Source organism: Thermoflexus hugenholtzii, from assembly GCF_018771565.1.
Classification (GTDB): Bacteria; Chloroflexota; Anaerolineae; order Thermoflexales; family Thermoflexaceae; genus Thermoflexus; species Thermoflexus hugenholtzii_A.
The window spans coordinates 2,429,919-2,454,836 of the sequence record NZ_CP076326.1; the positions used below are offsets into that span (position 1 = coordinate 2,429,919).

19 protein-coding genes are annotated in these 24,918 nt (G+C 66.9%); 9 read left to right on the top strand and 10 right to left on the bottom strand.

Annotation, left to right across the window (positions count from 1 at the left end):
• Positions 1–372 precede the first annotated feature (372 nt).
• Positions 373–1,008, bottom strand: a complete 636-nt coding sequence (locus KNN16_RS10980) for a hypothetical protein (protein ID WP_303896934.1) — start codon at positions 1,006–1,008, stop codon at positions 373–375.
• Positions 1,009–1,618: 610 nt separating this feature from the next.
• On the opposite strand from KNN16_RS10980, the gene guaA reads away from it, so the two are divergent.
• Positions 1,619–3,172: a glutamine-hydrolyzing GMP synthase gene (gene guaA, locus KNN16_RS10985; RefSeq protein WP_299287942.1), complete on the top strand. Its 1,554-nt coding sequence runs from the start codon at positions 1,619–1,621 to the stop codon at positions 3,170–3,172.
• Between the two features lie 282 nt (positions 3,173–3,454).
• Here the strand turns inward: guaA and KNN16_RS10990 are convergent, their stop codons facing one another.
• From KNN16_RS10990 to KNN16_RS11030, 9 genes are all read right to left on the bottom strand, one after another.
• Complete coding sequence (locus tag KNN16_RS10990) at positions 3,455–4,213, bottom strand: hypothetical protein (RefSeq protein ID WP_303896936.1); 759 nt, start codon at positions 4,211–4,213, stop codon at positions 3,455–3,457.
• Positions 4,214–4,877: 664 nt separating this feature from the next.
• Positions 4,878–5,399, bottom strand: coding sequence for a hypothetical protein (locus KNN16_RS10995; RefSeq protein ID WP_303896938.1), 522 nt, complete (start codon positions 5,397–5,399; stop codon positions 4,878–4,880).
• Between the two features lie 700 nt (positions 5,400–6,099).
• The gene (gene trpA / locus KNN16_RS11000; RefSeq protein WP_303896940.1) at positions 6,100–6,939 is read right to left on the bottom strand and encodes a tryptophan synthase subunit alpha; all 840 of its coding nucleotides are present in this window, start codon (positions 6,937–6,939) and stop codon (positions 6,100–6,102) included.
• Positions 6,936–8,147, bottom strand: a complete 1,212-nt coding sequence (gene trpB / locus KNN16_RS11005) for a tryptophan synthase subunit beta (protein WP_299286871.1) — start codon at positions 8,145–8,147, stop codon at positions 6,936–6,938. The genes trpA and trpB overlap by 4 nt, the downstream gene beginning before the upstream one ends.
• Positions 8,144–8,824: a phosphoribosylanthranilate isomerase gene (locus KNN16_RS11010; RefSeq protein ID WP_303896942.1), complete on the bottom strand. Its 681-nt coding sequence runs from the start codon at positions 8,822–8,824 to the stop codon at positions 8,144–8,146. The genes trpB and KNN16_RS11010 overlap by 4 nt, the downstream gene beginning before the upstream one ends.
• 22 nt (positions 8,825–8,846) lie before the next feature.
• Complete coding sequence (gene trpC / locus KNN16_RS11015) at positions 8,847–9,668, bottom strand: indole-3-glycerol phosphate synthase TrpC (RefSeq protein ID WP_303896943.1); 822 nt, start codon at positions 9,666–9,668, stop codon at positions 8,847–8,849.
• Positions 9,669–9,670: 2 nt separating this feature from the next.
• Positions 9,671–10,696, bottom strand: coding sequence for an anthranilate phosphoribosyltransferase (gene trpD, locus KNN16_RS11020; protein WP_303896945.1), 1,026 nt, complete (start codon positions 10,694–10,696; stop codon positions 9,671–9,673).
• The gene (locus KNN16_RS11025; RefSeq protein WP_303896947.1) at positions 10,693–11,337 is read right to left on the bottom strand and encodes an aminodeoxychorismate/anthranilate synthase component II; all 645 of its coding nucleotides are present in this window, start codon (positions 11,335–11,337) and stop codon (positions 10,693–10,695) included. Before KNN16_RS11025 ends, trpD begins: the two co-directional genes overlap by 4 nt.
• A gap of 18 nt (positions 11,338–11,355) precedes the next feature.
• Positions 11,356–12,801, bottom strand: a complete 1,446-nt coding sequence (locus KNN16_RS11030; protein ID WP_303896949.1) for an anthranilate synthase component I family protein — start codon at positions 12,799–12,801, stop codon at positions 11,356–11,358.
• A gap of 880 nt (positions 12,802–13,681) precedes the next feature.
• Here KNN16_RS11030 and rho point away from each other — a divergent pair.
• From rho to KNN16_RS11070, 8 genes are all read left to right on the top strand, one after another.
• On the top strand, positions 13,682–15,022 hold the full coding sequence (gene rho / locus KNN16_RS11035) for a transcription termination factor Rho (RefSeq protein ID WP_322794824.1): 1,341 nt from the start codon (positions 13,682–13,684) through the stop codon (positions 15,020–15,022).
• A gap of 1,046 nt (positions 15,023–16,068) precedes the next feature.
• Entirely contained in the window at positions 16,069–16,362 is a 294-nt protein-coding gene (locus KNN16_RS11040; protein ID WP_303896281.1) for a hypothetical protein, read from the top strand.
• Positions 16,338–16,979, top strand: coding sequence for a hypothetical protein (locus KNN16_RS11045; RefSeq protein WP_303896951.1), 642 nt, complete (start codon positions 16,338–16,340; stop codon positions 16,977–16,979). Before KNN16_RS11040 ends, KNN16_RS11045 begins: the two co-directional genes overlap by 25 nt.
• Positions 16,980–17,028: 49 nt before the next feature.
• Positions 17,029–20,148 (top strand): AAA family ATPase, encoded by a 3,120-nt coding sequence (locus KNN16_RS11050; protein WP_303896953.1) that lies wholly within the window; start codon positions 17,029–17,031, stop codon positions 20,146–20,148.
• Positions 20,149–20,447: 299 nt separating this feature from the next.
• The gene (locus KNN16_RS11055) at positions 20,448–21,434 is read left to right on the top strand and encodes a hypothetical protein (RefSeq protein ID WP_369685900.1); all 987 of its coding nucleotides are present in this window, start codon (positions 20,448–20,450) and stop codon (positions 21,432–21,434) included.
• A 102-nt stretch (positions 21,435–21,536) separates the two neighbouring features.
• Complete coding sequence (locus KNN16_RS11060) at positions 21,537–22,346, top strand: hypothetical protein (RefSeq protein WP_303896957.1); 810 nt, start codon at positions 21,537–21,539, stop codon at positions 22,344–22,346.
• A gap of 348 nt (positions 22,347–22,694) precedes the next feature.
• Positions 22,695–24,107 (top strand): flavin monoamine oxidase family protein, encoded by a 1,413-nt coding sequence (locus KNN16_RS11065; RefSeq protein ID WP_303896959.1) that lies wholly within the window; start codon positions 22,695–22,697, stop codon positions 24,105–24,107.
• Between the two features lie 165 nt (positions 24,108–24,272).
• The gene (locus KNN16_RS11070) at positions 24,273–24,794 is read left to right on the top strand and encodes a DUF3592 domain-containing protein (protein WP_303896960.1); all 522 of its coding nucleotides are present in this window, start codon (positions 24,273–24,275) and stop codon (positions 24,792–24,794) included.
• Positions 24,795–24,918 lie beyond the last annotated feature (124 nt).

Consider the following 24,918-nt stretch of genomic DNA (forward strand, 5'->3'; position numbering starts at 1 on the left):
TGTGAACGCAACAACCGAACCGGACACACCACTTGTCCCATAATTCGTATATTCGGCTGTTCGACTCGCCTCAACACGAAACTGTGTGGGCTCGCCGCATCCTTCATATCCTTGAACACGCGTATACACCCATCGACTCCACGGGGCATAGGTATCCCCCCAGATCCGCCAGAGGAGTATCCCCTGAGTGGTCCATTGGATGCATCCACGGCCGGATACATAACCGCCGGTGACGGGGTAATTCACCACTGTCCATTTACAGGACCAGCCGCCCCAGGAGGCCTGCACGCCGGTCGTTCCAGCGACGAAGAAGCCCATCATCAGGATCACGGCGAAAATCACGAGCCCCAGACGCTTCATTGCCTCACCTCCTCACCGAGCTGAAATCCACCCGATGCGCTGACACCGCTGTTCCGTCTCCGCGGAAAGGCGCAACGCCTCCCTTCGCTCCTCGACCATCACCGGCCCCCGGATCTCTTCATATTCCGTCCACCGGGCTTGTTCCTTCATCTCCGAACGCCCCAGCGCATACACTACCCACCCCGCCGGGTCTACTCCCAGCACCCATACCCGCTGACCTCCATCCGGCATCTCCTCCACCTGTTCCCAGCGCTGAATCCATGAAGGGACTTCCCCCCTGACCGGGAGCAACGGAAGGTTGGGTTCCGGAGTGGGGAAAGTCATTCGGCCCGTCAACCGGTAGCCCGAGGATTCCAGCCGCTCGACAATCACCCGAGAGGGCAACCACGTCTGCAACACCGAGGCCTTCAGACCCGGCTGCTTCCGAAAGCAGAGTGGGGGATCCGAATTGTAGAAGCTCCGCTCCTCCCCTTGGTCCGCCAGAGATTCATACCGGAGAAGGCCCCGAGGGTCTACTTCCCGTGTATAAACCTGCACCGGATAGCCGTCGGAGCCGGTGAGGGCGACCCGCTCAACCCGATACCGTTGCTCCTGAACGGACTCAGGCCCGTCTGCGATCCGAAGGCGAACCTGCACTTCCTGACGCACCGTCCGCTGCGGGAATTCCGTCGCATAACGGATGAAGGGGGGCGGCTCGAAAGATGCGGCAGATGAGGAACCGAAGAGGAAAGCATCGGAGGCGGGAGGGGGAGCAGGATCCGGCGTTGGCGGCTGGGTGTGAAAGTCCAACTGCTTCCATCCCCCCAGGCTCAGTATAAGCCCCGCCAAGCCCGCCCCCAGAATCCAAAGACGAAAGGCAGAAGACCTACGACCCATCTTCGTTTCCTCTTTATTACGATTTATCTCCACGATAAGACCCTGGCCGTCCGCTGTCAATGCCCATTTCGCCAACCTCAGTTGGCATTTTGCCAACTCCTCCGCTCCAACCTCCTCGGGCCCTTGCGGATGCAGCGGGGTCCTCCACGGGGCAGCTTCCAACCGGGCTGCCGAGGGCCGCGCAGGCCCATCCGGATCCTCCCTCTCCCGCGTCGGCCCGTTCTTCTGGATCGGATCGTCCGCCAGCCGGCTTTTTCGGCGCCCAGGCCGGATTCGGTCGTCCCACCCGGTGGTATCATGCCGTTGGGGGTCCGGAGCAGGCCTCCGGTCCGGCCTTCAAGGCCGTCAAGAGTCTTTCAGCGGAGGAACAGAGGTCCCGGAGATGTCGCCCCATTCCGCCCACGATGCCATCGCGGTGCTCGACTTCGGCTCCCAGTATGCGCAGCTGATCGTCCGCCGCATCCGGGAGGCCGGCGTCTACGCCGAGCTGTTCCCGTGGGACGCGGACCCCGCCGAGGTCCTCGCCCTGCGGCCGAAGGGCTTCGTCCTCTCGGGCGGTCCGGCTAGCGTCTACGAGCCCGGCGCCCCCTCGCTTCCCCCTTACGTCCTGGAGAGCGGCCGGCCGGTGCTGGGGATCTGCTACGGGATGCAACTGTTGGCCCACGCCCTGGGCGGGCGGGTGGCTCCGGCCCCAGCCCGGGAATACGGTCGGGCGGAGGTGGAGATCCTGGAGCCGGAGGATCCCCTCTGGCGCGGGCTGCCCTCCCCCATGGCCGTCTGGATGTCCCACGGGGACCGGGTGGAGGCGCTCCCTCCCGGCTTCCGGGCGATGGCCCGCTCCCCCAACGCCCCCTTCGCGGCCATCGGCGATCCGGCCCGCCGCCTTTACGGCGTGCAGTTCCACCCCGAGGTCGCCCACACGCCCCTGGGCCGGGAGCTGCTGCGCCGCTTCGCGGTGGCGCTGTGCGGCTGTCGGCCCACCTGGACCCCCGGGGCGATCGCCGAGGAGCAGATCGCGCGGATCCGGGAGCGGGTGGGCGGGGAACGCGTGCTCTGCGCGGTCTCCGGGGGCGTGGACTCCACGGTGACTGCGGTGCTGGTCCACCGGGCGGTGGGCGAGCAGCTCCAGTGCCTCTTCGTGGACACCGGGCTGCTGCGCAGGGGGGAAGGGGAGGAGGTGGTGGCCGCCCTGCGGGCCCTGGGGCTGCCGGTGGCCGCCGTGAACGCCGCCGAGGCTTTCCTGGAGGCCCTGCGGGGGGTCACCGATCCCGAGGAGAAACGGGTGCGGATCGGCCATACCTTCATCGCCGTCTTCGCCGAGCACGCCCGTCGGCTGGGCCCCTTCCGGTTCCTGGCCCAGGGCACCCTTTACCCCGACGTCATCGAGAGCCGGGCGCCGGAGCGGCGGGCGGCCGCCCGGATCAAGACCCACCACAACGTCGGCGGGCTCCCCCCCGATCTCTCCTTCGAGCTCATTGAGCCCCTGCGGTATCTCTTCAAGGATGAAGTCCGCGCCCTGGGGGCGCATCTGGGGATCCCGGAGGCCCTGCTGCGCCGGCAGCCCTTCCCGGGCCCTGGGCTGGCCGTGCGCTGCGTCGGGGAGGTCACCTGGGAACGGCTGGAACGGTTGCGAGCCGCCGACGCCATCGTGCAGGAGGAGCTGGCCCGCTCCGGCTGGGCCGAGCGGGCCGCCCAGGCCTTCGCGGTGCTGCTGCCGGTGCGCAGCGTGGGCGTGATGGGGGACGCCCGGACCTACGAGGAGGTGGTGGCGGTGCGGGCGGTGGCCACCGAGGACTTCATGACCGCCAGCTGGGTTCCCCTGCCCCACGAGCTGCTGGACCGCATCGCCACGCGGATCGTGAACGAGGTCCCCGGGGTGAACCGGGTGCTGTATGACATCACGAACAAACCCCCCGCCACCATCGAGTGGGAATAAGGAGGCTCTCAGTGAAGGGCCGACGGATCTTGACCGTCGAGATAATGGGGGGCGTGGCAGTCTGGCTTTTTATGATCCTGACCCGTGCGGTTCCAGCGGCAGTTGTAGGAGTGCGTTACCGCTGGTCCGCCGAACATCCCGGAAGGGAGCCGGAACGCATGACCGCGCAGATCGGACCAGGCCCGGGGGCGCGCTCGAGGGATGGGAGGGGATCGACAAGGGTCCTCTTCTTTCCGCGCCAGGGGGGACGCGGCTAAGGAGCCACGCTGAGATTCCAGCTCTTTAGAAAGCGGTGGAGGGAGCGCCCCCGGCCCGGGCTCGGTCCGCCTCTCCTGCAGACTTTGGGTGCCCTGAAGGGCCTCGGGAATCCGGGCGAGAGAAGACTCTCAGGACCAACTGCAGGGCCGGTGTCGGGATGGGGCCCTCGGAGGTGGCCTTCAGCAGCCCGTAGGTCCATGCCCAGGCTACAACGTCCTCCGGCCTTTCGCATCCCAGCTTCTCGCACAGGCGCTGAGCAGCCCGCCGGGCGCCCTCCCGGCTGATCCCCCATCGGCACGCCCGTTCCTTCCAGGAGATCGGGCGAGCCAGATCTGCCAACCGCTCTGCCTCCTCCGGGCGCAACTGTCGAAGACGGCTTCCAACGGCCGTTTCGAAGCGCTCCACCCGGGCGCGCAGAGGGGGAGGCCAAGCCTCTCCGGTCTCCCGGAAGGCCTGGAGCCAGCGGAGGTTCTCCGTCCAGGGATCGGCGCAATCGAGGTACCCAGCGAACCCCAGCCGCCAAGCCGTCCAGAGATAGAGGTCCGGAGGGGAAGGGCTCCAGAGGAGGATGCGGTAGGAGGCTGAGCTTTGCTGCAGGGTGAAGCCCAGATCCAGGCCGCACCGGCCGGGCAGTTCGGCGGCGATGAGGAAATCACAGGGGAAAGCAGGGGGTCTCTGAGAGGGAGCGAGGAAGAGGACGGGCTCCCCCAGGGCCTCGGTGAGAGCCCGGGCCAGAAGGGGGCCCCGGGTGGGATCCTCGATCAAAATGAAGGTTCGGTCCATCGCGTTCCCCTTGCTCTAAGGGAAAAGGGCCCCTTCGGGAGAGTCCTTCCGCCCCCGCTGGGCGCTCGGGAACCGCCCGAGGGATCCCTCTCGCGCCTCGAGTCGGACTCCGGTCGTCCCCGGCGCAAGGTCCGAATCTTCGCTCCGTAGGAAGCGATGAGGCGCTTCTCCCGGAAGGCCCGGCCGGACCGCCCCACGCACCCCTGGCCACCGAATTTGGAGCATTCCCCAAATGATCTCTATTCAAATTACCCCAGCGAACTGGGAAAGGTTGGGGGCTCTCCCTCGCTCCCAATGGACTACGGCCCCTCACTCTCGAGATCCTGGCCGGCCTGTAGACGAAACGCTCGGATGGATCGGGGCTGCGGGATGCGACCGTGGGCGAAAGCCGGTTGTTTCGCTCTGATTATAAAGGGCTTTCGAGGAGTTCTCCAGGCGGTGCGGCTGGGCCTGGGATCTCCACAGCTGCATCGTGGCGAGCCCGGCCACTCGTAGGGTCGGGGCGAAATACACAGTCAGCAAGAGGTGAAGCCAGGCCATATCCCTGTTCTTAGGGTTGCACATCCAGGATGGCTGCCCGCACCGTCCCACGGCAAGGGAGAGGGGAAAGGAGGAGGTCCCTCTTTGTATCCTGAAATTTATCACTCAATTTTTATTAAACAACTTATTGAACGCGCTTCAGATGCGCTGCGATCTGTAAAAGGGTAGAAACATGATAAGGATGATCGGATCGTGAGGCGGTGATCATAATGGAAATCCCCTCTTGATTCCAGGCCAACATCTGAACTGTCCTATTATCCACGAAAACTCCTTCGTATTTCCCATTGACGATTACTTTCTGCAATTCATAATGCTCAGATATCGTCTTTACAGGATGATTTGTGATAGATATCTCCACAAAAGCCCGACTTTGAGGATCCACATAATCGATGTGAATAGTCTGGATTCCATTGGGATAGTTGATGACGAAGGCGAAGGGCGTTGTGGGCGTAAAGGGCAGCCAGTTGGGAAGCCAAATCGGGAAGGAGATCCGGCGGAGAGCCGATTCTAAAGGCTCGCCGGACACCCCAAACGGGGACTCCTGAACCGCATGAACGGACATTGGAGCGCGCACAGATCCAGACATCAGAAGCACCAAAGGGATCCAAAGCAGAGACAACAGGACAGCAAGAGGACGGAGTTTCATCGTGCACCTCCATTAGGGCCAGATAACATAGAAAGAGCTCGCTTGAGCATATACCCTGCAATCCCATGGCCTGGATGCGCATGTGAAGGGATCCGCATTGCGAATCTCCAGAGCGGAACCATGAAGAACGGCTCCTCCCGCAGATCGATCCAGCCCCCATGCCGACCCTGCGCATCCACCACCGGAATGCGGGTCGGAAACCGCGCCAGGTCCACCTGTCCCCGCGCATCGACCCACCCCGGGGTGGGCGGAAAGCGATCTCGCTGGACCTCCCGATCCAGCCGCATCCATCCCCCCAGACCCAGCCCCAGCGCCGCCAAGCCCACGCCCAATATCCAAAGGCGTAACGCAGAAGGCATAGGAACCCTCATTGCTACTTCTAATTGTCTCCACATCCATTGTGGAATCCCTTCCGATCCATGTCAATACCCATTTTGCCAACTTATTTGGGGGGATCCCTGCTCCCCTTCGTCCTTTCCGCAGAGGATGCGATTCCTCCCGCCTTGGGAAGGACATCCGCGGATACGCAATTAGGAGAATCGAGGGCGGAAACCTACGAGGGAAGAGCACTCCAAACGATCGCCGAACGCGAGCCGATCGATGAAGCGCGCGCCTTCGGCCCGGCAGGAGGCCATCCGGGGGTTGCGGGTCGATGACCCCTCCGTGCGCCGAATCGGGTTGCAGGTGCCGCTTCAGCCCCTCATCCCGGCCCCCGAGCCGAGGAGAGGCCTTCGTCCGGGCGCGCCGCGGCCGCCCGCATGGCGCGGACGAAGGCGGCCAGAGAGGCCTCGTCGAACCCGCAGGCCTCGGCATGCCGGATGAGGGCGCTGCCCACCACCAGCCCGTCGGCCTCCGGAGCCAGTCCGGCCGCATGATCCGGCCGGGAGATCCCAAACCCCACCGCCACCGGGACGCCGCCGGCATGCCGGCGGGCCCGACGCAGGTGCGCGACCACCTCCTCCGGCAACCGATCCCGCGCCCCGGTGATCCCCGTGACCGAAACCAGATAGAGAAACCCGGTGGCGGTGGCGGCGATGCGGGCCAGCCGCTCATCCGGCGTGGTGGGCGCCGCCAGGGGGATCCAGGCCAGGCCGGCCGCTCCCGCCGCCGTCCGCATGGCCTCCGCCTCCTCCAGCGGGAGATCCGGGACAATCAGCCCGTCCGCCCCCGCCCGCGCCGCCTCCTCCAGGAACCCCGGAAGCCCCGCGGCGAGGAGCGGGTTGACGTAGCTCATCAGGCAGAGGGGGATGCCCACGCCTTCCGCCCGCAGGCGGGCGAGGACCTCCAGGATCTGGGGCGTTCGGAACCCCGCCTGCAGGGCCCGGTGGACCGCCCGCTGGATCACCGGGCCGTCCGCCAGGGGATCGGAGAACGGCAACCCCAGCTCGATCAGGTCCGCGCCCGCCCGGGCCAGGAGGCCCACGATTCGAAGCGAGGCCTCCAGGTCCGGATAGCCGACGGGCCAGTAAAGGACGAGCGCCGCGCGCCGCTCCGCCCGGGCGCGCCGGAAGGCCTCCCGCACCGCCTCGACGCCCCTCATCCGATCGCCTCCCCCAGGGCCTTCGCCACGGTCTCCAGGTCCTTGTCCCCCCGTCCGGAGAGGTTGACCAGGATCCACGCGCCGGGCCGCTCCCGGGCGATCCGCATGGCCTCGGCGACGGCGTGGGCGGACTCCAGGGCGGGGAGGATCCCTTCCAGCCGGGCCAGGGCCCGGAAAGCGGCCAGGGCCTCGGCGTCGGTGACGGCGGTGTAGCGGACGCGCCCCCGCTCCCGCAGATACGCGTGCTCCGGGCCCACGGCCGGGTAATCCAGCCCGGCGGAGATCGAGTGGGTGTCCAGGATTTGCCCCCACGGATCCTGGAGGACGTAGGTGCGGGTTCCGTGCAGGACGCCGATGCGGCCCCGGTCGCCGTCGGCGAAGCGGGCGGCGTGACGGCCGGTGGGGATCCCCTCCCCGCCCGCCTCCACCCCCACCAGCTCCACCGGATCCTCCAGGAAGGCCGCGAAGAGGCCGATGGCGTTGCTCCCCCCACCCACGCAGGCCACCGCCACGTCCGGCAGCCGTCCGAAGGCTTCCCGCATCTGGGAGCGGGCCTCGACGCCGATCACCGACTGGAAGGTGCGCACGATCACGGGATACGGATGGGGCCCCAGGGCGGAGCCCAGCAGGTAGTGGGTCGTGCGCACGTTCGTCACCCAGTCCCGGATGGCCTCGTTGATGGCGTCCTTCAGGGTGCAGGAGCCGGCGTCCACCGGGCGCACCTCGGCTCCGAGCAGGCGCATCCGGAACACGTTGGGCCGCTGGCGGGCCATGTCCGCGGTGCCCATGTAGATGACGCACTCCAGCCCGAGGAGGGCGCAGGCGGTGGCCGTGGCCACCCCGTGCTGGCCGGCCCCCGTCTCGGCCACCACCCGCCGCTTGCCCAGGCGCTTCGCCAGGAGCGCCTGCCCCAGGGCGTTGTTGATCTTATGGGCCCCCGTGTGGGCCAGGTCCTCCCGCTTGAGGAAGATCCGCGCGCCGACGGCCTCTCCCAGCCGCCGGGCCTCCGTCAGCGGCGTGGGGCGCCCCACATAGGTGCGCAGCAGGGTCTCGAACTCCCGGAGGAACTCCGGATCCCGCAGCGCCTCCTCGAAAGCCTGCTCCAGCTCCTCCAGAGCCGGGATGAGGGTCTCCGGCACATACCGCCCGCCGTAAGGCCCGAAGTAGCCCGGCCGCTCCGAAACCGGTGGAGGGATCAGCGCGATCATCCGCCCTCCTCCTCAAGTTCCACAAGGACCCCCTCCTGCAGGGCCCGGAAGGCGGCCCGCGCCCGGGCGATGAAGGCCCGCACCTTCTCCGGGTCCTTCCGCCCGGGGGCCTGTTCCACCCCGGAGGAGACATCGACGCCCCAGGGCCGGACGCGGGCGATGGCCGCCGCCACGTTCTCCGGCGTCAGCCCGCCGCTCAGAAGCAGGCGCTCCGCCCGGGCCCACCGGGCCGCCTGCTCCCAGTCGGCGACCCGGCCGGTCCCCCCATAGGCCGTGGGATGCCAGGCGTCCACCCCCAGGGTGGGGCCGTCGGGCAGCCGCCCGCGGTAGGGAGTGGGATCGATGGCGCTCCCGGGGCGCAGCCGGAGCACCCGGTAAGCGCGGTCCGCCAGGGCCTGCACCACCTCCAGGGGCTCCTCGCCGTGGAGCTGGGCCCAATCCAGGCCGATGCGCTCCAGCAGCGCCCGCACCTGCTCCGCCGGCTCGTTCACGAACACCCCTATGCAGCGCACCCCGGGCGCCTCCCGGCGCAGCTGCGCCACCAGCTCCGCCGCCCGCTCCGGCGGCAGATAGCGAGGGCTCTTCGGATAGAGGACGAAGCCCAGCGCGTCCGCCCCCGCCGCGACGGCCGCCCGGGCGTCCTCCAGGGTCGTGATCCCGCAGATCTTGATGAACACCGTCGCCTCCCCTCGTCCGGGCTCACCCTTCTTCGCCACCGGCCAGCGACCGGGTTGCGCGAACCACCGCCTCCAGATCGAAGCTGTCCGGGCGCCGGCCGGCCTCCACCAGCGCCTCGCCGACCAGCACCGCATCGTAGCCCCACATCCCCATCTCCCGGACGTCGGCGGGGGTCCGCAGCCCGCTCTCCGCCACCGTCCGGATCCCGGCGGGGATGCGGGGCCGCAGCCGGGCCGAGACCGTTCGGTCCACCGTCAGGGTGTGGAGGTCCCGATGGTTCACCCCGATCACCCGCGCCCCGGCTTGCAGGGCCCGCTCCAGCTCCTCCTCCCGATGGACCTCCACCAGGGCCGTCATCCTCAGCTCCGCCGCGAGGGCGAGGAGATCCACAAGACGCGAAGGCTCCAGGGCGGCGACGATGAGGAGCACCGCGTCGGCCCCCGCAGCCCGCGCCTCGTAGATGTCGTAGGCATCCAGGGTGAAGTCCTTGCGCAGGATCGGCATCTCCGGGAAGGCCTGGCGGACGGCCTGGAGGTGGGCCAGCTCCCCATTGAAGAAGCGGGCGTCGGTGAGGACCGAGAGAGCGGCCGCCCCGCCCCGCCGATACGCCCCGGCCAGGGCCACCGGGTCCACCGTCGGGGCCAGGTCTCCCCGGGAGGGGGAAGCCCGCTTGACCTCGGCGATCAGGGCGGGGCGATCGCCCCGGCGGGCGAGGGCGGCGGCGAAGTCCCGTGGGGGCGGCATCGCCTCCGCTTCCGCCCGCACCAGCGGGAGCGGGCGCTCCCGCATCCGCCGGGCCTGCTCCTCGCGCTTCCAGGCCAGGATCTTTTGCAGCACGGACATGCTCAGGGCTCCTGAGCGCCTCGCTGGGTGAAGGCCACGTAGTCCTCCAGGACGGCCAGGGCCGCTCCGCCCTCGAGGGCTTCCTCGGCCCGCGTTAGTCCCTCCCGCAAGTCCGCCACCTGCTCCGCGGCGCGCAGGGCGAAGGCGGCGTTGAGGAGGACCGCCGCCCGCAGCGGGCCGTTCTCCTTCCCCTGGAACAACCTCCGCAGCCGCTGGGCGTTCTCTTCCGGCGTGCCGCCCCGAAGGGCCTCCAGGGGCGCCCGCGGGATCCCATAATCGGCCGGGTCGAAGATCCAGGATCGGACCCGGCCGTCGGCGTATTCGGCGACCCGGGCGGGGCCGGCCGGGGTCACCTCGTCGACGTTGCCCACCCCGCACACCACGAAGGCCCGCCGGCTGCCCAACGCGCCCAGGACCTCCGCGAGAGGCTCCACCAGGGTTGGGTCGAACACGCCCATCACCTGATAGGGGACCTCGGCCGGGTTGCAGAGGGGGCCCAGGATGTTGAAGATGGTGCGGACGCCGATCTCGCGGCGGGGGCCGATGGCATGCTTCATCGCCGGGTGGAAGGCGGGGGCGAAGAGAAAGGCGAAGCGGACCTCCCGCAGGGCGCGGGCGGCCTGCTCAGGGGTCAGGGTGAGGGCCGCGCCCAGGGCGGCCAGGAGATCGGCGCTGCCGCTGGGGCTGGAGACCGCCCGGTTGCCGTGTTTGGCCACCGGCACCCCTGCCCCGGCGACGACGAAGGCCGCCGCCGTCGAGAGGTTGAAGGTGCGAGCCCCATCGCCGCCCGTGCCGCAGGTGTCCACCGCGACCCCCTCGTAGGGCACCCGCTGCATCGCCCGGCGCATCGCCCGGGCGCATCCGATGATCTCGGGGATGGTCTCCCCCTTCATCCGCAGGGCGATCAGGAAGGCCCCGATCTGCGCCGGCGTGGCCTCCCCTTGCATGATCGCCCCCATCGCCGCCTCAGCCTCCTCCAGGGTGAGATCCTCCCGTCGCACCAGCTTGGCGATCGCTTCCCGGATCATCGCGAACCTCCTCCCCTTAAGGATCCGGAAGAGATGGCGGGCGCCGGATCCAGGTATCCGGCGATCCGCAGGAAGTTCCGCAGCAACCGCACGCCCTCCGGGGTGAGGACCGACTCGGGATGGAACTGGATCCCGAAGGTGGGATGGTGGCGGTGGCGCAGCGCCATGATCTCCCCCTCGGGGGTGCGGGCGGTGACCATCAGGGGCTCCGGAAGGGGCTCGGCCACCAGGAGGGAGTGGTAGCGGCCGGCCATGAAGGGGCTGGGCAGCCCGGCGAAGAGCGCATCCCCCTGGTGGAGGACCGGCGAGGCCTTGCCGTGCATCAGCCGTCCCGCTCGCACCACGCGGCCGCCGAAGGCGGCGGCGATGGCCTGGTGGCCCAGACAGACGCCCAGAAGCGGCGTCCGGCCGCTGAGGGCCCGGATCGCCGGGATGGTGATGCCGGCTTCCTCCGGCCGACCCGGCCCCGGCGAGATCACCACCGCTGAGGGTTCCATCGCCATGATGTCCTCCAGATCCACCGCGTCGTTGCGGACCACCCGGAGGGGCACATCCGTGCGCCCGGCCTCCCGGAGCAGCTGCCCCAGGATCTGGACCAGGTTGTAGGTGAAGGAATCGTAGTTGTCGATCACCAGCAGCATCGCGACCCCCTTTCGTCTTCAGCGCCTATCCGCCCCATGGCTCAGATCAACCGCCAGCTGCATCGCCCGGGCCTTGTTGCGGGTTTCCTCCTCCTCCCGCTCGGGGATGGAATCCGCCACCACCCCGGCGCCGGCCTGCACCATCGCTGTGTCTCCCTGCACCATCACCGTGCGGATGGTGATGCACCAGTCGGCGTTCCCCCGCGGGTCGAAATAGCCCACGCCCCCGGCATAGGGCCCTCGCGCCTCCCCCTCCAGCTCGGCGATGATCTCCATCGCCCGCACCTTGGGGGCTCCGGAGACCGTTCCCGCCGGGAAGGCGGCCGCCAGGGCGTCCAGGGCGTCACAGCCCGGCCGCAGCCGCCCTCGCACCGTGGAGACCAGATGCATCACGTGGGAATAGCGTTCCACCACCATGAACTCCTCCACCCGCACCGTCCCGTAGTCGCACACCCGTCCCAGATCGTTGCGGCCCAGATCCACCAGCATCACGTGCTCCGCCTGCTCCTTGGGGTCGGCCCGCAGCTCCTGCTCCAGGGCCCCATCCTCCTCCGGGGAGCGGCCGCGGGGACGCGTCCCGGCGATGGGGCGGAGGGTGGCCTCCCCGCCTTCCACCCGCACCAGCATCTCCGGGGAGGCACCGATCAGCGCCAGGTCCTCCCCGTTCCGCCCCAGGCCCGGCAGGTTCAGGAAGAAGAGATAGGGGGAAGGGTTCAGGCGCCGCAGCGTCCGGTAGATGGCGAAGGGTGGAACAGCGATGGGACGGCTCCAGCGGCGGGCGAGGACGATCTGGAAGGCGTCGCCGGCGGCGATGTAGGCCTGGGCCGCCCGGACCATCTCCCGAAACCGCCCCGCATCCACCCGGGTCTCCCAGGAAGCCCCGGCGGCGGGGGTGGACGCTGGGATGGACGAGGCCGGCACCGGATCCCGGAGGCGGCGCTCCAGGACGGTTAGCCGCGCCTCCGCCTCGCCCTCGGCACCGGGTTCGGCTAAGGCGAACAGCGTGAGGGTCTGGGTCACGTGGTCGAAGACCAGCAGGGTCTCCACCTGCATCAGGATCGCATCCGGGAAGGCGAGGGCATCCCCGGGGGCGCGGGGCACGCGGTCGAAGAAAGCGGCCATCTCATAGCCCAGGTAGCCTGCCAGCCCCCCGATGAAGCGGGGCAAAGGCTCCGCCGCCGATTCCGGAGCCATCGCCTCGAGGGCCTCCCGCCACACCACGAAGGGGTGGACCTGACGCAGATCATAGGTCCGGCATCCCGCCGGCCCGCGCTCTTCCATCCGCCATCCGTCCACGCGGTAGACGCGGCGGGGCATCAGGCCGATGAACGAATAGCGGGCCAGATAGGCCCCGCCCTCCACGCTCTCAAAGAGGAACGAGGGGCCCTCCGGGCTCAGGGCCTGGTAGAGCCCGATGGGCGTCCAGAGGTCCGCCGACATCGTCCGCCGGATCAGGCGTCGCATTCTCGGCTCCTTTCGAGGTGAAAGCCCCCTTTGGATCGACGGAGGGCGGATAAAAAAGCGCCCGCCCCTCGATGAGGGACGGGCGCCGGATGGCCCGTGGTGCCACCCTCCTGAGGCCGGCCGCCGGAAACAAAAACCCCCTCGCCGGTGGGACGAGGGGGTTCGTCGGCCAGCCCCACTCTTTCGCGGGGACAGGAAGCGCGGGCTTCCGATCCCCTCCGCCCGGATAACGGTGGCGACTCCGGCCGGGACTACTAAGGGCGGTTCTTGCCCCGTTCGTCCGGCGACTCCCGGGCCCATTCAGCCCTGGCGTGCGCAGCGGGCTTCCACCTTCCCCCGCCTCTCTGGGCGCCGGCCCAGGGCCTACTCCTCCCGTTCTTCGTCTTTTACGGTATGGAGTTTTGCCCCTGAATATACCCCGCCTTGGGAATCCTGTCAACTTCCGGCCGGGGGCGGGTGTGCCCCGATTTTGTCGGGCCTGGCCGCCTTGTAGGACAACTGCGAGCAGTTGTCCTACGATCTTGGGACACACCCCCGGGGACGGGTGTGTCCCAAATTTGTCCGGTCTGGCCGCTGGGCAGGACAGGCTCTTCCCGCCTGAAGAGATTCGGATGCCGATCAACAGCCTGCAGTTGTCCTACGATTTTTGGACACACCTCGGGGGCCGGCCGGGACCCTGGGGGAAACCCCGTGGGGAGGCCCGGGTTTGACGCCGGCCCGAGAGCCCGATATAATGAGGGTGCTTCAGCCGCCTGAGGCATCGTCCCCGAAGATAACCCTGTAAGGCAAGGATCCAGCGGGCGCACTGCCGTCTCCCGGTCCGGCCCCCGGCGGGCGCGATGCACAGCGGTCATCTATCCTCATCCTGAGCGGAAGGACCATGGACATGGAACAGGCGCAGGTTCAGGTTCCCATCCTGGATTTCGATTACATCCATCTGGAATCCAAGACCCTGGATGAGCTCCGCGATCTGGCCCGCTCCCTCAAGATCCCGAGCTACAGCCGCCTGAAGAAGCAGGACCTCATCATGCGGCTGCTCCAGGCCAAGGCGGAGCAGCAGGGCTACGCCTTCGGCGGCGGGACGCTGGAGATCGTGGAGGACGACTCCCTGGGGATGATCGGCTTCCTCCGGGTGAACCCCAACTTCCTCCCCAGCCCCAACGACATCTACGTCAGCCAGTCCCAGATCCGTCGCTTCGGGCTCCGTCGAGGGGACTTTGTTGTCGGCCAGATCCGCCCGCCCAAGGAGACGGAGAAATACTACAGCCTCCTGCGGGTGGAGGCCGTCAACGGGCTGGACCCGGAGCAGGCCCGCCAGCGGCCGCGGTTCGAGGAGCTCACCCCCATCTTCCCGAACCAGATGTTCGATCTGGAGACGGACCCCAAGAACCTCACCACGCGGCTGATCAACCTGGTGGCTCCCATCGGGCGCGGGCAGCGCGGGCTCATCGTCTCGCCCCCCAAGGCCGGCAAGACCACCGTCCTCAAGAACATCGCCAACGCCATCTCCACCCGCTACCGCGACGTCCACCTGATGGTCGTGCTGGTCGGCGAGCGGCCGGAGGAGGTCACCGACATGGACCGCTCGGTGGAGGCCGAGGTGGTCCACAGCACCTTCGACGAGCCGCCGGAGAACCACATCAAGGTGGCCGAGCTGGCCCTGGAGCGGGCCAAGCGCATGGTGGAGGGAGGCAAGCATGTGGTGATCCTCCTGGACTCCATCACCCGGCTCACCCGGGCCTACAACCTGGTGGTGGAGCCCAGCGGCCGCACCTGGACGGGCGGGCTGGACTCGGCGGCCCTGTATCCGCCCAAGCGGTTCTTCGGCGCCGCCCGCAACATTGAGAACGGGGGCTCGCTCACCATCCTGGCCACCTGTCTGATCGACACGGGGAGCCGGATGGACGACGTGATCTACGAGGAGTTCAAGGGGACCGGCAACTGGGAGCTGCACCTCTCCCGGAAGCTGGCGGAGCGCCGCCTCTTCCCGGCCATCGACATCGAGCGCTCGGGGACGCGCCGGGAGGAGCTGCTGCTGGACCCGGACACCCTGGAGAAGGTGTGGCTGCTGCGGCGGATGATCGCCCGGATGATGGCCCCGCCGCCGGATGGGGGCGGCTACGACCTCACCCAGGTGATGGAGTCCCTCCTCAACGCCCTGGCCAAGACCCGCAGCAACGCCGAGTTCCTGGCCCGCATCAAGAAGGGCGACTGGAGCTGAAAGGGCGCAGGAGCCCTCGCCACCGAAACCGGAAAGGGGGCGGCCGAACGGAGGCCGCCCCCTTTCATTGAACCGGAAACACCTTGCGTTTGCCCAAGGAGCGTCGACCCGGGATACGAGGGCAACCCCGGCGATTTTGAAGCCCAAAGGACTTGGCTTCCCTTCAGCCTCGCGAAGGTCGACGGCGCTCCTGTAGGACAACTGCTCGCAGTTGTCCTACAAGGCGGCCAGGCCCGACAAAATCAGGACACACCCGCACAGGATCGCCGCTTGACAGCCCTCTCTTCTTAGGATATATTTTTATTAACTATTAGCAAAAATAACTCTGGCGGTCAGCACGGCACGGACCCAGAGGCCTGATCTCGACGGGGAGGCCCATAGGCGGCTTTCTGATCCTCAAGGTCCAGCGGGCCGCACATGGCCAGGTCACTGCGTCAGAGCACCTGTCCTCTCCGCTCGTGCGGATTCGTGCGCAGATCATTGTCGTCTCCACCTCCTTGTGCCCGAGCAGCCCCTGGGCAGCGTTTTATCATCTCAGAAAGACCGAGATATGCGCGCGCTCTCAGCGCATCTGCGGATTTTTTTATTGGGCGAAGTCCGCCTGGAGATAGGGGGAAAGATCGTCCCCCTGCCACGACGTGAAAGTTTGCTGCGGCTGTTCGTGCGCCTGCTGCTCCAGAGCGGACAACCGCTATCGCGCAAAGCGCTGGCGTTCTCCCTCTGGCCTGACGAGACTGAGGCGGGCGCCCTGGCAAACCTGCGCCGTCACCTCTACCTCCTGCGTAACGCGCTCCCTCCTCCTGCCCAACGGTTTTTGCGTGTCTCCTCGCAGACCGGTAATCACCCCCCTGAGTAGTGCTCGGTGGTATAATCGGGGCCAGATTCCGACGGAGGTGGGCCCGATGAATCGAAAGCCCAATTCCCAGAACCCCCCCTGCCCTCGCTGTGGGGCCACCCATGTGGTAAAGAACGGCAGTAAGGGTGGGCGGCCCCGTTGGGTCTGTCGGAACTGCGGGCGCTCGTTTGGGCCTACCCTGGGCACGGCGATGTATCGCTTGCGTGTGACCCCTGCGGAAGTGGCGCGCACCCTGCTGGTGGTGATGCGTCGGGGGAGCCTGAGCGCCGCTGAGGAGATCACCGGCCACAAATATGAAACCATTGGCCGATGGCTCCGGATGGCCGCCCAACACGCTGAGGCCCTCACCGAGGTCCTGGTCCACGACCTGCATTTGAGCGAGGTCGAGGTGGATGCTTTCTGGTCGTTTGTCAAAAAAAGTGTCCAGAGGCTGGAGATCCAGACGCCTCGGCGGGCGGGGTGGGCCCGCGTTGGGGATGTTTGAGCCAGGACCGGGCGACTCGTTTTGTGGTGGCGTGGGGCTTTGGGTCTTCGGAGGATGAGGTCGCGCCGAAGGTGGTGGCGCAGACCCGCCAGCGCACATCTGGCAGGAGGGGCGTGATCTGGATCAGCGATGGACGGCCGGTCTACCGACGGGCGGTTCGTCAGGTCTATCGGGACGCGCAACCGACGGGAAAGCGGGGGCGTCCGCCCCTGGTGCTCACGCCTGGGGTGGGGTTGACGCAAGCGGTCAAGCGTCGTCATCAGGGCCGGATGGTGCGCGTGGAGGTGCGTCAGGTTCTGGGGGAGGCGGTGGATTGCCCCTATCCGGTGCATGAGGAACGGTTGAATGGCATGTTGCGCGATCGGTTGAATGCGCTGACGCGTAAGACCCATGCCTTTGCGAAGACGACAGGGACCTGGGATGCGCTGGTGATCCTCTGTTTGTTTGAGCACAACTGGCTGCGGCCCCATCGGGCCTTGCGGGAAGCGGGGGAGGGCCTGCCGGAGGGGCGGCGGTATCGGCCGCGGACGCCGGCGATGGCCATCGGGTTGACCGATCATATCTGGACCTGGGAAGAGTTCTTGACCTTCAAGCATTATCAATACCAAAAGGAGTGACTACCCGCAGACCGTTTCGTGGGCGGATTCGGAGGATTGCTGGCTGGATGTGCGCGCCTTTGAGCGCGAAAGCAGCGACATCGACGAGCTGGAAGAAATCGTCCGCCTGTATGCCGGCGACCTGGCGCCGGGCGTGGACATGGATGAGATCATCCTGGCCCGCCGCGAAGAGCTACGCAGCCGCTATCTGGATCTGCTGAAAAGGCTGATCCAGGCTTGCCTCGACCAGAATCAACTCGCCCGCGCCTTGAGATGGGCGCGCAAGCTGACCGCCCAGGACCCCTGGGATGAGGAAGCCGCGCGGTTGCAGATGACGCTGGAGGCGCTTACGGGCAACCGCGCCGCTGCGCTCGCTACCTATCAAAGGCTGGCGCGCGACCTGGAGCGTGATCTGCGCACCCGGCCCATGCCCGAAATAATGGCCCTCTACAACGACATCCTCAATAACCGCCTGCCGCGTCTCGCGCCGCAAAAGAAAATCCCGCCTGAGCCGCATTTCGTCGGCCGCGCCCATGAGCTAGCCCAGCTACAAGCCCTCCTCGCCGCTTTGCGGAATGGTCAGGGCCAGATGGTCTTCATCTCGGGTGAGGCCGGGGTAGGCAAGACCGCGCTGGTGCGCGAGGCATTCTATCGTTTCCTCGAACCCTCCGGCGAAAAGTCGCCTCACGTGTTTTGGGGACATTGTCCGCCCCTGGCCAGAGGCGCGCTCCCGCACCCCTACGCTCCCTGGCGCCAGATTTTTGCGGCCGCCGCACCCCTGCTGGCGCGCAGCGCCGAGATCCCGCCCGAATGGCTGAGTCGCATCCTCCTGCTGGTTCCCGATTTGAGCCTGCTGCGCCCCGGCCTGCTCGCCCCTGCCCAGCCCGATGCCGCCGAACTGCGCGTCGCCCTGCGCCAGGGCCTTCAATTCCTGGCGATGCAAAGGCCACTGGCGCTGGTGCTGGAAGATGTCCACTGGGCGGACGCCGCCTCCCTCGAACTACTGGCGGACCTGGCCGACGCCTGTCAGACCGTGCCGCTTATGCTCCTGGTCACCCATCGCACCACCGGGGTGCCTGCCGCGTTACTCGACCTCAAACGGGAGCTACGTCGCCGTCGCTGCGTGCGGGAAATCCCCCTGCGCGCCTTTACCGAAGAGGAAACCCGCCTCTTGCTGGACAAGCTGCTGGGCCGCCAGACCCTCACCCCTGCCCTGTATGATGAGATCAACAGTTATGCCCGTGGGATTCCCCTCCTGTTGTGTGAAGGCGCCGAAAGCCTGCGTCAGGCTCAGCAGCTCTCTCGCCGGCCCTTGCTCACCCTGCGCGAGGCGATCCGGATGCGGCTGGCCCGATTGGATCGCGAGGCGCAGCAGATGCTCGAAGCCGCGGCGGTGCTGGGCTTTTCCTTCTCCCACCGCGAACTGGAAACCCTGCTCGGCTGGTCCCCGGCTGCCTGCGCCACTGTGCTGGATGGCCTGCAAGGCCAGGGCCTGGTGCTGGATGCAGCCTCGTCGGGGCCGGACGATTACATGTTCCCACACCAGCTCATCTACCAGATCATCCTTGACGAAATCCCCCTCGATCGCAAGGTCCGACTCCACGAGCAGGCGGCCCGCGCCCTGGAAAACGTCCATGCCGGGCGCGCCGGGTTTGCGGCAGAGATCGCCGCCCATTACGAGGCGGCCCAAAAACCCCTTCCAGCGGCACGCTTCTATCTGGTTCACGCCCAGGAACTGACCGACCTGGGCACCTTTGAGCAGGCGGAAGAGGTCATCGAGCAGGCAGTCGCCCTGCTGGGGGCAGAAACCGCCTCCCGCGAAAGCCGGGAACTGCGGGCGCGGGCGGCTCTGCAGCGCGTGGTGATCGCTCACCATCGTGGCCAGACAGCCGAAGCGCTCTCCCAAATCGAAATCGCTCTCGCCGCCTGCCGCGAATTTCCCTCCCTGTATACCGACGCCCTGATTCGTCAAGCATCCGTCCTCCACACCTGCGACCGCTATCCCGAAGCGCACCAAGCCGCCAGCCAGTCCCTGGACATCGCCCGCACCCTGGGAGAAAAACCGGCCATCGCCCATGCCCTCAGCGTCCGCGGCATGGCCGCCTTGTTGATGGGACACCTCCACGAAGCGATCCAGGATCTGCAGGAGGCCCTGTCGCTGGAAGAGTCCACCAACGGCCTCTCTGCCCAGGCCCTCCAAAGCCTGACGCATCTCGGCACGGCGCTGGTCTTTGTGCAGAACTACGATCAGGCGCAGGAAATGCTTGCGAAAACAATCGAACCCTCCCACAAGGGCGGTTTGCGTCGCATAGAGTCTGCCGCTCTGACTATGCTGGGACAAATCGCCCTCAATCAGGGACGTTACGGCGAAGCCGTTCGCATCTACTCACGAGCCCTCGAACTGGCCGGGGCATCCCACCAGCCCAACATGTGGGTCAAATTCGCCGGGCGCGGCGCCGCTCTCCTGCGCATGGGCGGACTGGAGGAGGCACGCCAGGATTTTGAGCGGGGATTCGAAGCTGCTCGACAAGTGGAAAGCAGGTATGGGCAGCTGCTGCTGCGCGCCTACCTGGCCCTCACCGACCTGGCGCAGGGGCGCGCCCCTGCCGATTCGCTAACAGGACTGGAAGCCGAGGCCGCCGCCCTCGAGCTGCACCCCGTGGTGTTTTTGACCGGCCTGGCACGCGCCGGGTTGTGGCGACTGTTGGGCCGGTGGGAATCAGCGCTGGGGGCCTGTCGGCGCGCCCTCCAGGCGGCGCAGGCCAGCGGCGTGCCGCAGTTCGTTCAGCAGGCGCAGCTGGAGGCGCTGATGGCCCAGGCCCAGGGCGGGACGCCCGACTGGACGCTGTTCGAGGGCCTGTCGGAGGCGGCGCGGGCCTCCGGCGAAGTTCCCCAGCAGGCGCGGGCCAGCCTGGTTCGAACAGCTTACCTGGAGAGGCAGGGGAACCCCGCCGAAGCCCTGGCCGCCGCGCAGCGCGCCCTGAACCTGGCGCGCGCCTGCCCGGACCAACCGTTGATGGGCGAAAGCCTGATGATGTTGTTCCGCCTCTATGAGGCGCTCCATCAGGCCGAACCGGCGCAAGCTTGCCGCGCCGAGCTGCGCGCCCTGGCTGAAAGCGCCTATGCTCCCCTTCACCTGGCGCTGGACCCCGACTCCTCCCTGCGCCCCATCCTTCTCGCTTGCCTTTGAGCGCCCCGGATCCCTTCGCCCCCATCCCCCGCCCTCGCAAGGCGGGTGAAGCCCCCGAAGCGCTTCTCTCGCCATGACAAGGCCGGGCAGGCCGTTCCCCCGGGGACGCTTTGAGGACGTTTGGAAGACGCTTCCCCCGGATAATCAGGGCGATCATGCCGGACGCCCGGGCTCTGTCCGCAGAGGCGATGCATCCGGCCGCCTTCCTGCATCCGATCTCGCCCATCGCGGCTGATGAACAGGCGCTCAACCATCCATCCGGGCTGATCTCGCCACGGATTAAAAGACGAGAGGGCATCATGTGGGATTTTGACATCGGCAAGACCTTCAGCCTGATGCTTCGCACCCTCCCGTTCATCGGGTTTCGTCTCGCTATCTACTTCGGCATCACGCTCGCGTATATAGCGGCCACCGGTGGCGGCGCCGGCATTGGATACATGCTGGGCCGCATCCTTCAAGATGCGGATGGGGCGGGAAGCGGAGCGTTTTGGGGCGGATTGGTCGGCTTTAGCGTCGTTTCGGGGGCGCTGTACTTTGCTCGCGAGTATCTGCTGTATATCGTCAAGGCCGGCCACATCGCGGTGCTGGTGCACCTGCTCGACGATCGGCCGATCCCGGAGGGGAAGGGTCAGATCGCTTACGGCGCCCAGATCGTCAAGGCTCGCTTCGTGGAGGCATCGGTGCTGTTCGGCGTCGACCAGATCATCAAGAGCATCCTCCAAGCCTTCAACCGGACAGTGCTGAGCCTCAGCGAATTCCTGCCCATACCAGGGCTGACGACCGGGATGAGGTTCATTACCGCAGTGATCCATCTCTCGCTCGCCTACGTGGACGAGGCGATCCTCGCCTACATCATCCGCACCCACTCAGAGAATCCCTGGGCCGGCGCCCGGGACGGCGTGATCCTCTACGCCCAGAACTACCGGATGTTGCTCAAAAACGCGGTATCGCTCGCCATCTTCGCCTGGATATTGTCCTTTGGGATCTTTCTTCTGGCGATTGCGCCGGTTGCCGCCCTCGTGGCCTGGATACCCGGTCTGGCCGGTTTCTGGCTGTTGATCCTCGCCATCGTCGCCGCATACGCGCTGAAGGCCGCGCTGGTGGATCCCTTCGTGATGACCTGCATCGTGCAGGTCTACTTCAAGGCCATCGAAGGCCAGAGGCCGAGTCCGGAGTGGGCGGAGCGCCTGAATTCGATCTCGGCCCGATTTCGGGAGCTGGGCGAAAAGGCCGCCGCCCTCGTTGCCGGCAAGAGCGGCTTGCCCACCCCAGCGACAAAGGCCTGATCGGGGGCGGCGATCGGTCGTGTTTCACAAAAAACCTGTCCTCTGATTCTTCGCTAAGCCGGGATCTCAGGTCTGCCTGTTTGCAAAGAAAGGAGGAAGACGATGAAGATCATCCGTCTGGCCCTGACGGCTGTGGTCCTGATTCTGTCGGCCTGCTCGTCGGGCCGCGCACCGACCGCCGAGGTCTCCGCCACGCCGACGGTTCGGGCCGTCGCCGGGGGCCCCGCCACGCCCGCCCCGGAACCGACGGCCCGGCCTTCGCTCACCGCCACGCCGGTTCCCCCTGCGCCTGCCGCCGGCCCGTGCCAGAACCCCTACTACCCGGTGGTGGCGGGCGCCTCCTGGACGTATCAGATGAGCGGCCCCGTGGGCGACACGTTCACCCGCTCGATCGTCAACGTCCGCGAAAACGGCTTCGACGATCAGGACGTCTTCAGCGCCGGTGTCACCCGCCGGGGGAGTTGGGAGTGTCGGGAGGGCAATCTCATCAGCCTGACGCCTGCCTCCGGTCCGTCTGTAGCTGCGGCGGGCATGCAGATGAACTTTACCGTGGAATCCAACACGGGCCTCACGTTCCCGGCGGATCCCCGGCCGGGCATGGAGTGGAGGCAGAACATTGTGCTGGCAGGCCGGTTTGAGCGGGAAGGCCAGAGCATCGAAGTGCGCGGGGTGATGGATCGGTCTTGCAAAGCCGTTGGCATGGAGCGGGTGAGCGTGCCGGCCGGGGACTTTGAAGCCCTGCGGGTGGACTGCTCGCACAAGATGGACCTCTCCTTCTCCGGCGTTCCGGTTTCTTCGATGACGGAGACGAACGCGTCCTGGTATGCGCGGGGGGTCGGGTGGGTGAAAACGAGGGGATCGAGCGACGCGGGAGTGACGGAGATCGTCCTGCTCTCTTACACCATTCCGTGAGGAGCTGGAATCCCGGCGGTGGCTTAGGAGGCGTCTCCAATGACCGCCCTATCGCTGTGTGGAGTAGAAAGCGCAGCGGGAACCCGCCGCACCTCCCAGGTTCATAGCATCCTGGCACCCTGACGTGAACATAAAACGACGTCAAATCACCTACATCGTGCGCATCTGGCAGGAGCCGAGCGAGCTGGCTGCGCCGGGCGAGTGGCGGGGTGTGTTGCGCTCGCTCGATGGCCGCCGGCAATGGTTCTTCAAATCGGCCGAAGAACTGTGGGACCTGCTGACGCGCGGGGAAGCGCCAGCTGAAACCGAGCAGGGGAAACCGTAAGCGTCACGCTATCGGGAGGACGAATGACCCGGTTCGATCCTCTCACGCTCATCGAGAAAGGGTTGCCGCCCACCGGCCACCCGCGAAAGGTGGTGGTCGTGGGGGCGGGCATGGCCGGGCTGGTGGCCGCCTACGAGCTGAAGCGCGCCGGGCATCGGCCGGTGCTGCTGGAGGCGCGCCCGCGCGTGGGCGGGCGCATCTACACGCTGCGGGAGCCGTTCACGCACGGCCTGTATGCCGAAGCCGGCGCCATGCGCATCCCCCGCGCGCATCGCCTGACGATGGCCTATATCCAAAAATTCGGGCTGAAGACCCGGGATTTCACGATGGACAACCCCAACGCCTGGGTGTATGTCGGCGGTCGGAAACTGCGCCTAGCCGAGGCCAACGCCCACCCCGATCGGCTCGGTTTCGACGTGGCGCCCCACGAGCGCGGCCGGACCGCGGCCGCAATATGGAAGAAGGCCATCCAGCCCCTGTTAGACCTGCTGGAAAAGGAAGGCGAGGCCGCCTGGGAGCAGATCGTCGCCCGTTATGACGAATACTCGATCCGCGAATTCCTGGAGCGGGACGGGTGGTCGGAGGGCATGATCGAGATGTTCGGCCTGTTGATGAACCAGGAGGCGCTCATGAATTCATCCTTCCTGGAACTGTTTCGTGAGGAGGCCGGGCATTACTACACCGACATGATCGAACTGGAAGGCGGCATGGACGCCCTGCCCTGCGCTTTCCTGCCGGAACTGATGGACGATATCCGTTTTGGGGCCAGGGTCATTGCCATCGACCAATCCCCAGAGGACGTGACCGTGCATTTTCAGACCCGGGCCGGGCGCTTCAGCGAGAAAGGGGATTACGCCATCCTGACCATCCCCTTCCCGGTCCTGCGGCACATCGAGATCCTCCAGCCGTTCTCCCGAGCCAAACAGCGGGCCATCCGCCAGCTGCATTACGATGCCGCGGCCAAGATCTTCTTCCAGTGCCGCCGCCGCTTCTGGGAGGAAGACGACGGGATCTTCGGCGGCGGGACGATCACCGATCTGCCCATCCGCAATCTCTACTATCCCGATCACGGCCGCGAGACGGGGCGCGGCGTCCTCCTGGCCTCCTATACCTGGTCGGAGGATGCCCAGCGTTGGGGGTCGCTTTCCCCGGCGGATCGCATCGAGCAGGCCCTGGAAAACGTGGCCCTGATCCATCCGCAGGTGCTGGAGGAATTCGAGGCCGGCGCTTCCTGGATGTGGCACGATGATGAATTCGCCGGCGGCGCCTTCGCCCTGTTCGATCCCGGCCAGCAGACCCTGCTGCATGACTCCATCGTGGCCCCCGAGGGCCGCATCCACTTCGCCGGGGAACACACCTCGCTCTGCCATGCCTGGATCCAGGGCGCCATTGAATCGGGCCTGCGCGCGGCGTATGAAATCTCCGCCCGCGCCTGACCGAGGAGGTGAAGCCATGAACCAGTTTTCCCGCATCCGGCTTCCCATTCGCTTCCCATCGGCCCCCTCCCCCGCGCCCGGAGGAAAGGGAAACGCCTTTGGAGGAGCTCGGATAGGGCCGGCTCGGCATCGCACTAAGACTCGCCCTGCTCACGGAGGGTGGCCATGATGAGCCTATGGATCATCAACTCGATCACGCGCCTCAGGGGTTTTTGGGTCGGCCCCATCATGCTCGTCATCGGATTGGGCATCCTGTCCCTGGGATGGCAGTGGCGCGCCCACACCCAGGAGATGGTCGCCACGATGCTTCCGGCGGAAGGTCGGGTCGTGGAAATGGTTCCCCTCGCCGACCATCGGGGCAAGACCTTTTTCTACCCGATCGTGGAGTTTCGCACAGCGGAGGGTCAAACCGTTCGTTTCCAGGGCGGCACCGGCAGCAATCCGCCGTCCTATCGCACCGGGGCCAGGGTCAAGGTGCTCTACGACCCCCAGTCGCCGCAGTCGGTCGTGATCGATTCGTGGGAGCTCTGGCTGCCCTCGAACCTCTTGATCGGGGTGGGAGGCTTCTTCACGCTGATGAGCATCCTGCTGATCCTCAACGCCCTGGCCGCCCTGCTGCAATTGGGCGGATTGCTCGGGTTGCTCGGACTGCTCGGGGTCCTTCTGCTGCGGCGGAAGCGCTCCTAAGGCGCCATACGTCGAGAGGGACTCCGGAGCGGGACATTCGCGCCGGACGATGCGCGACTGCGCCGGGAAAGGCGAAAGGGTTCGACCCTTGGGCTTGGCAGGAGGGGTTGGATTCCCTGTTCCT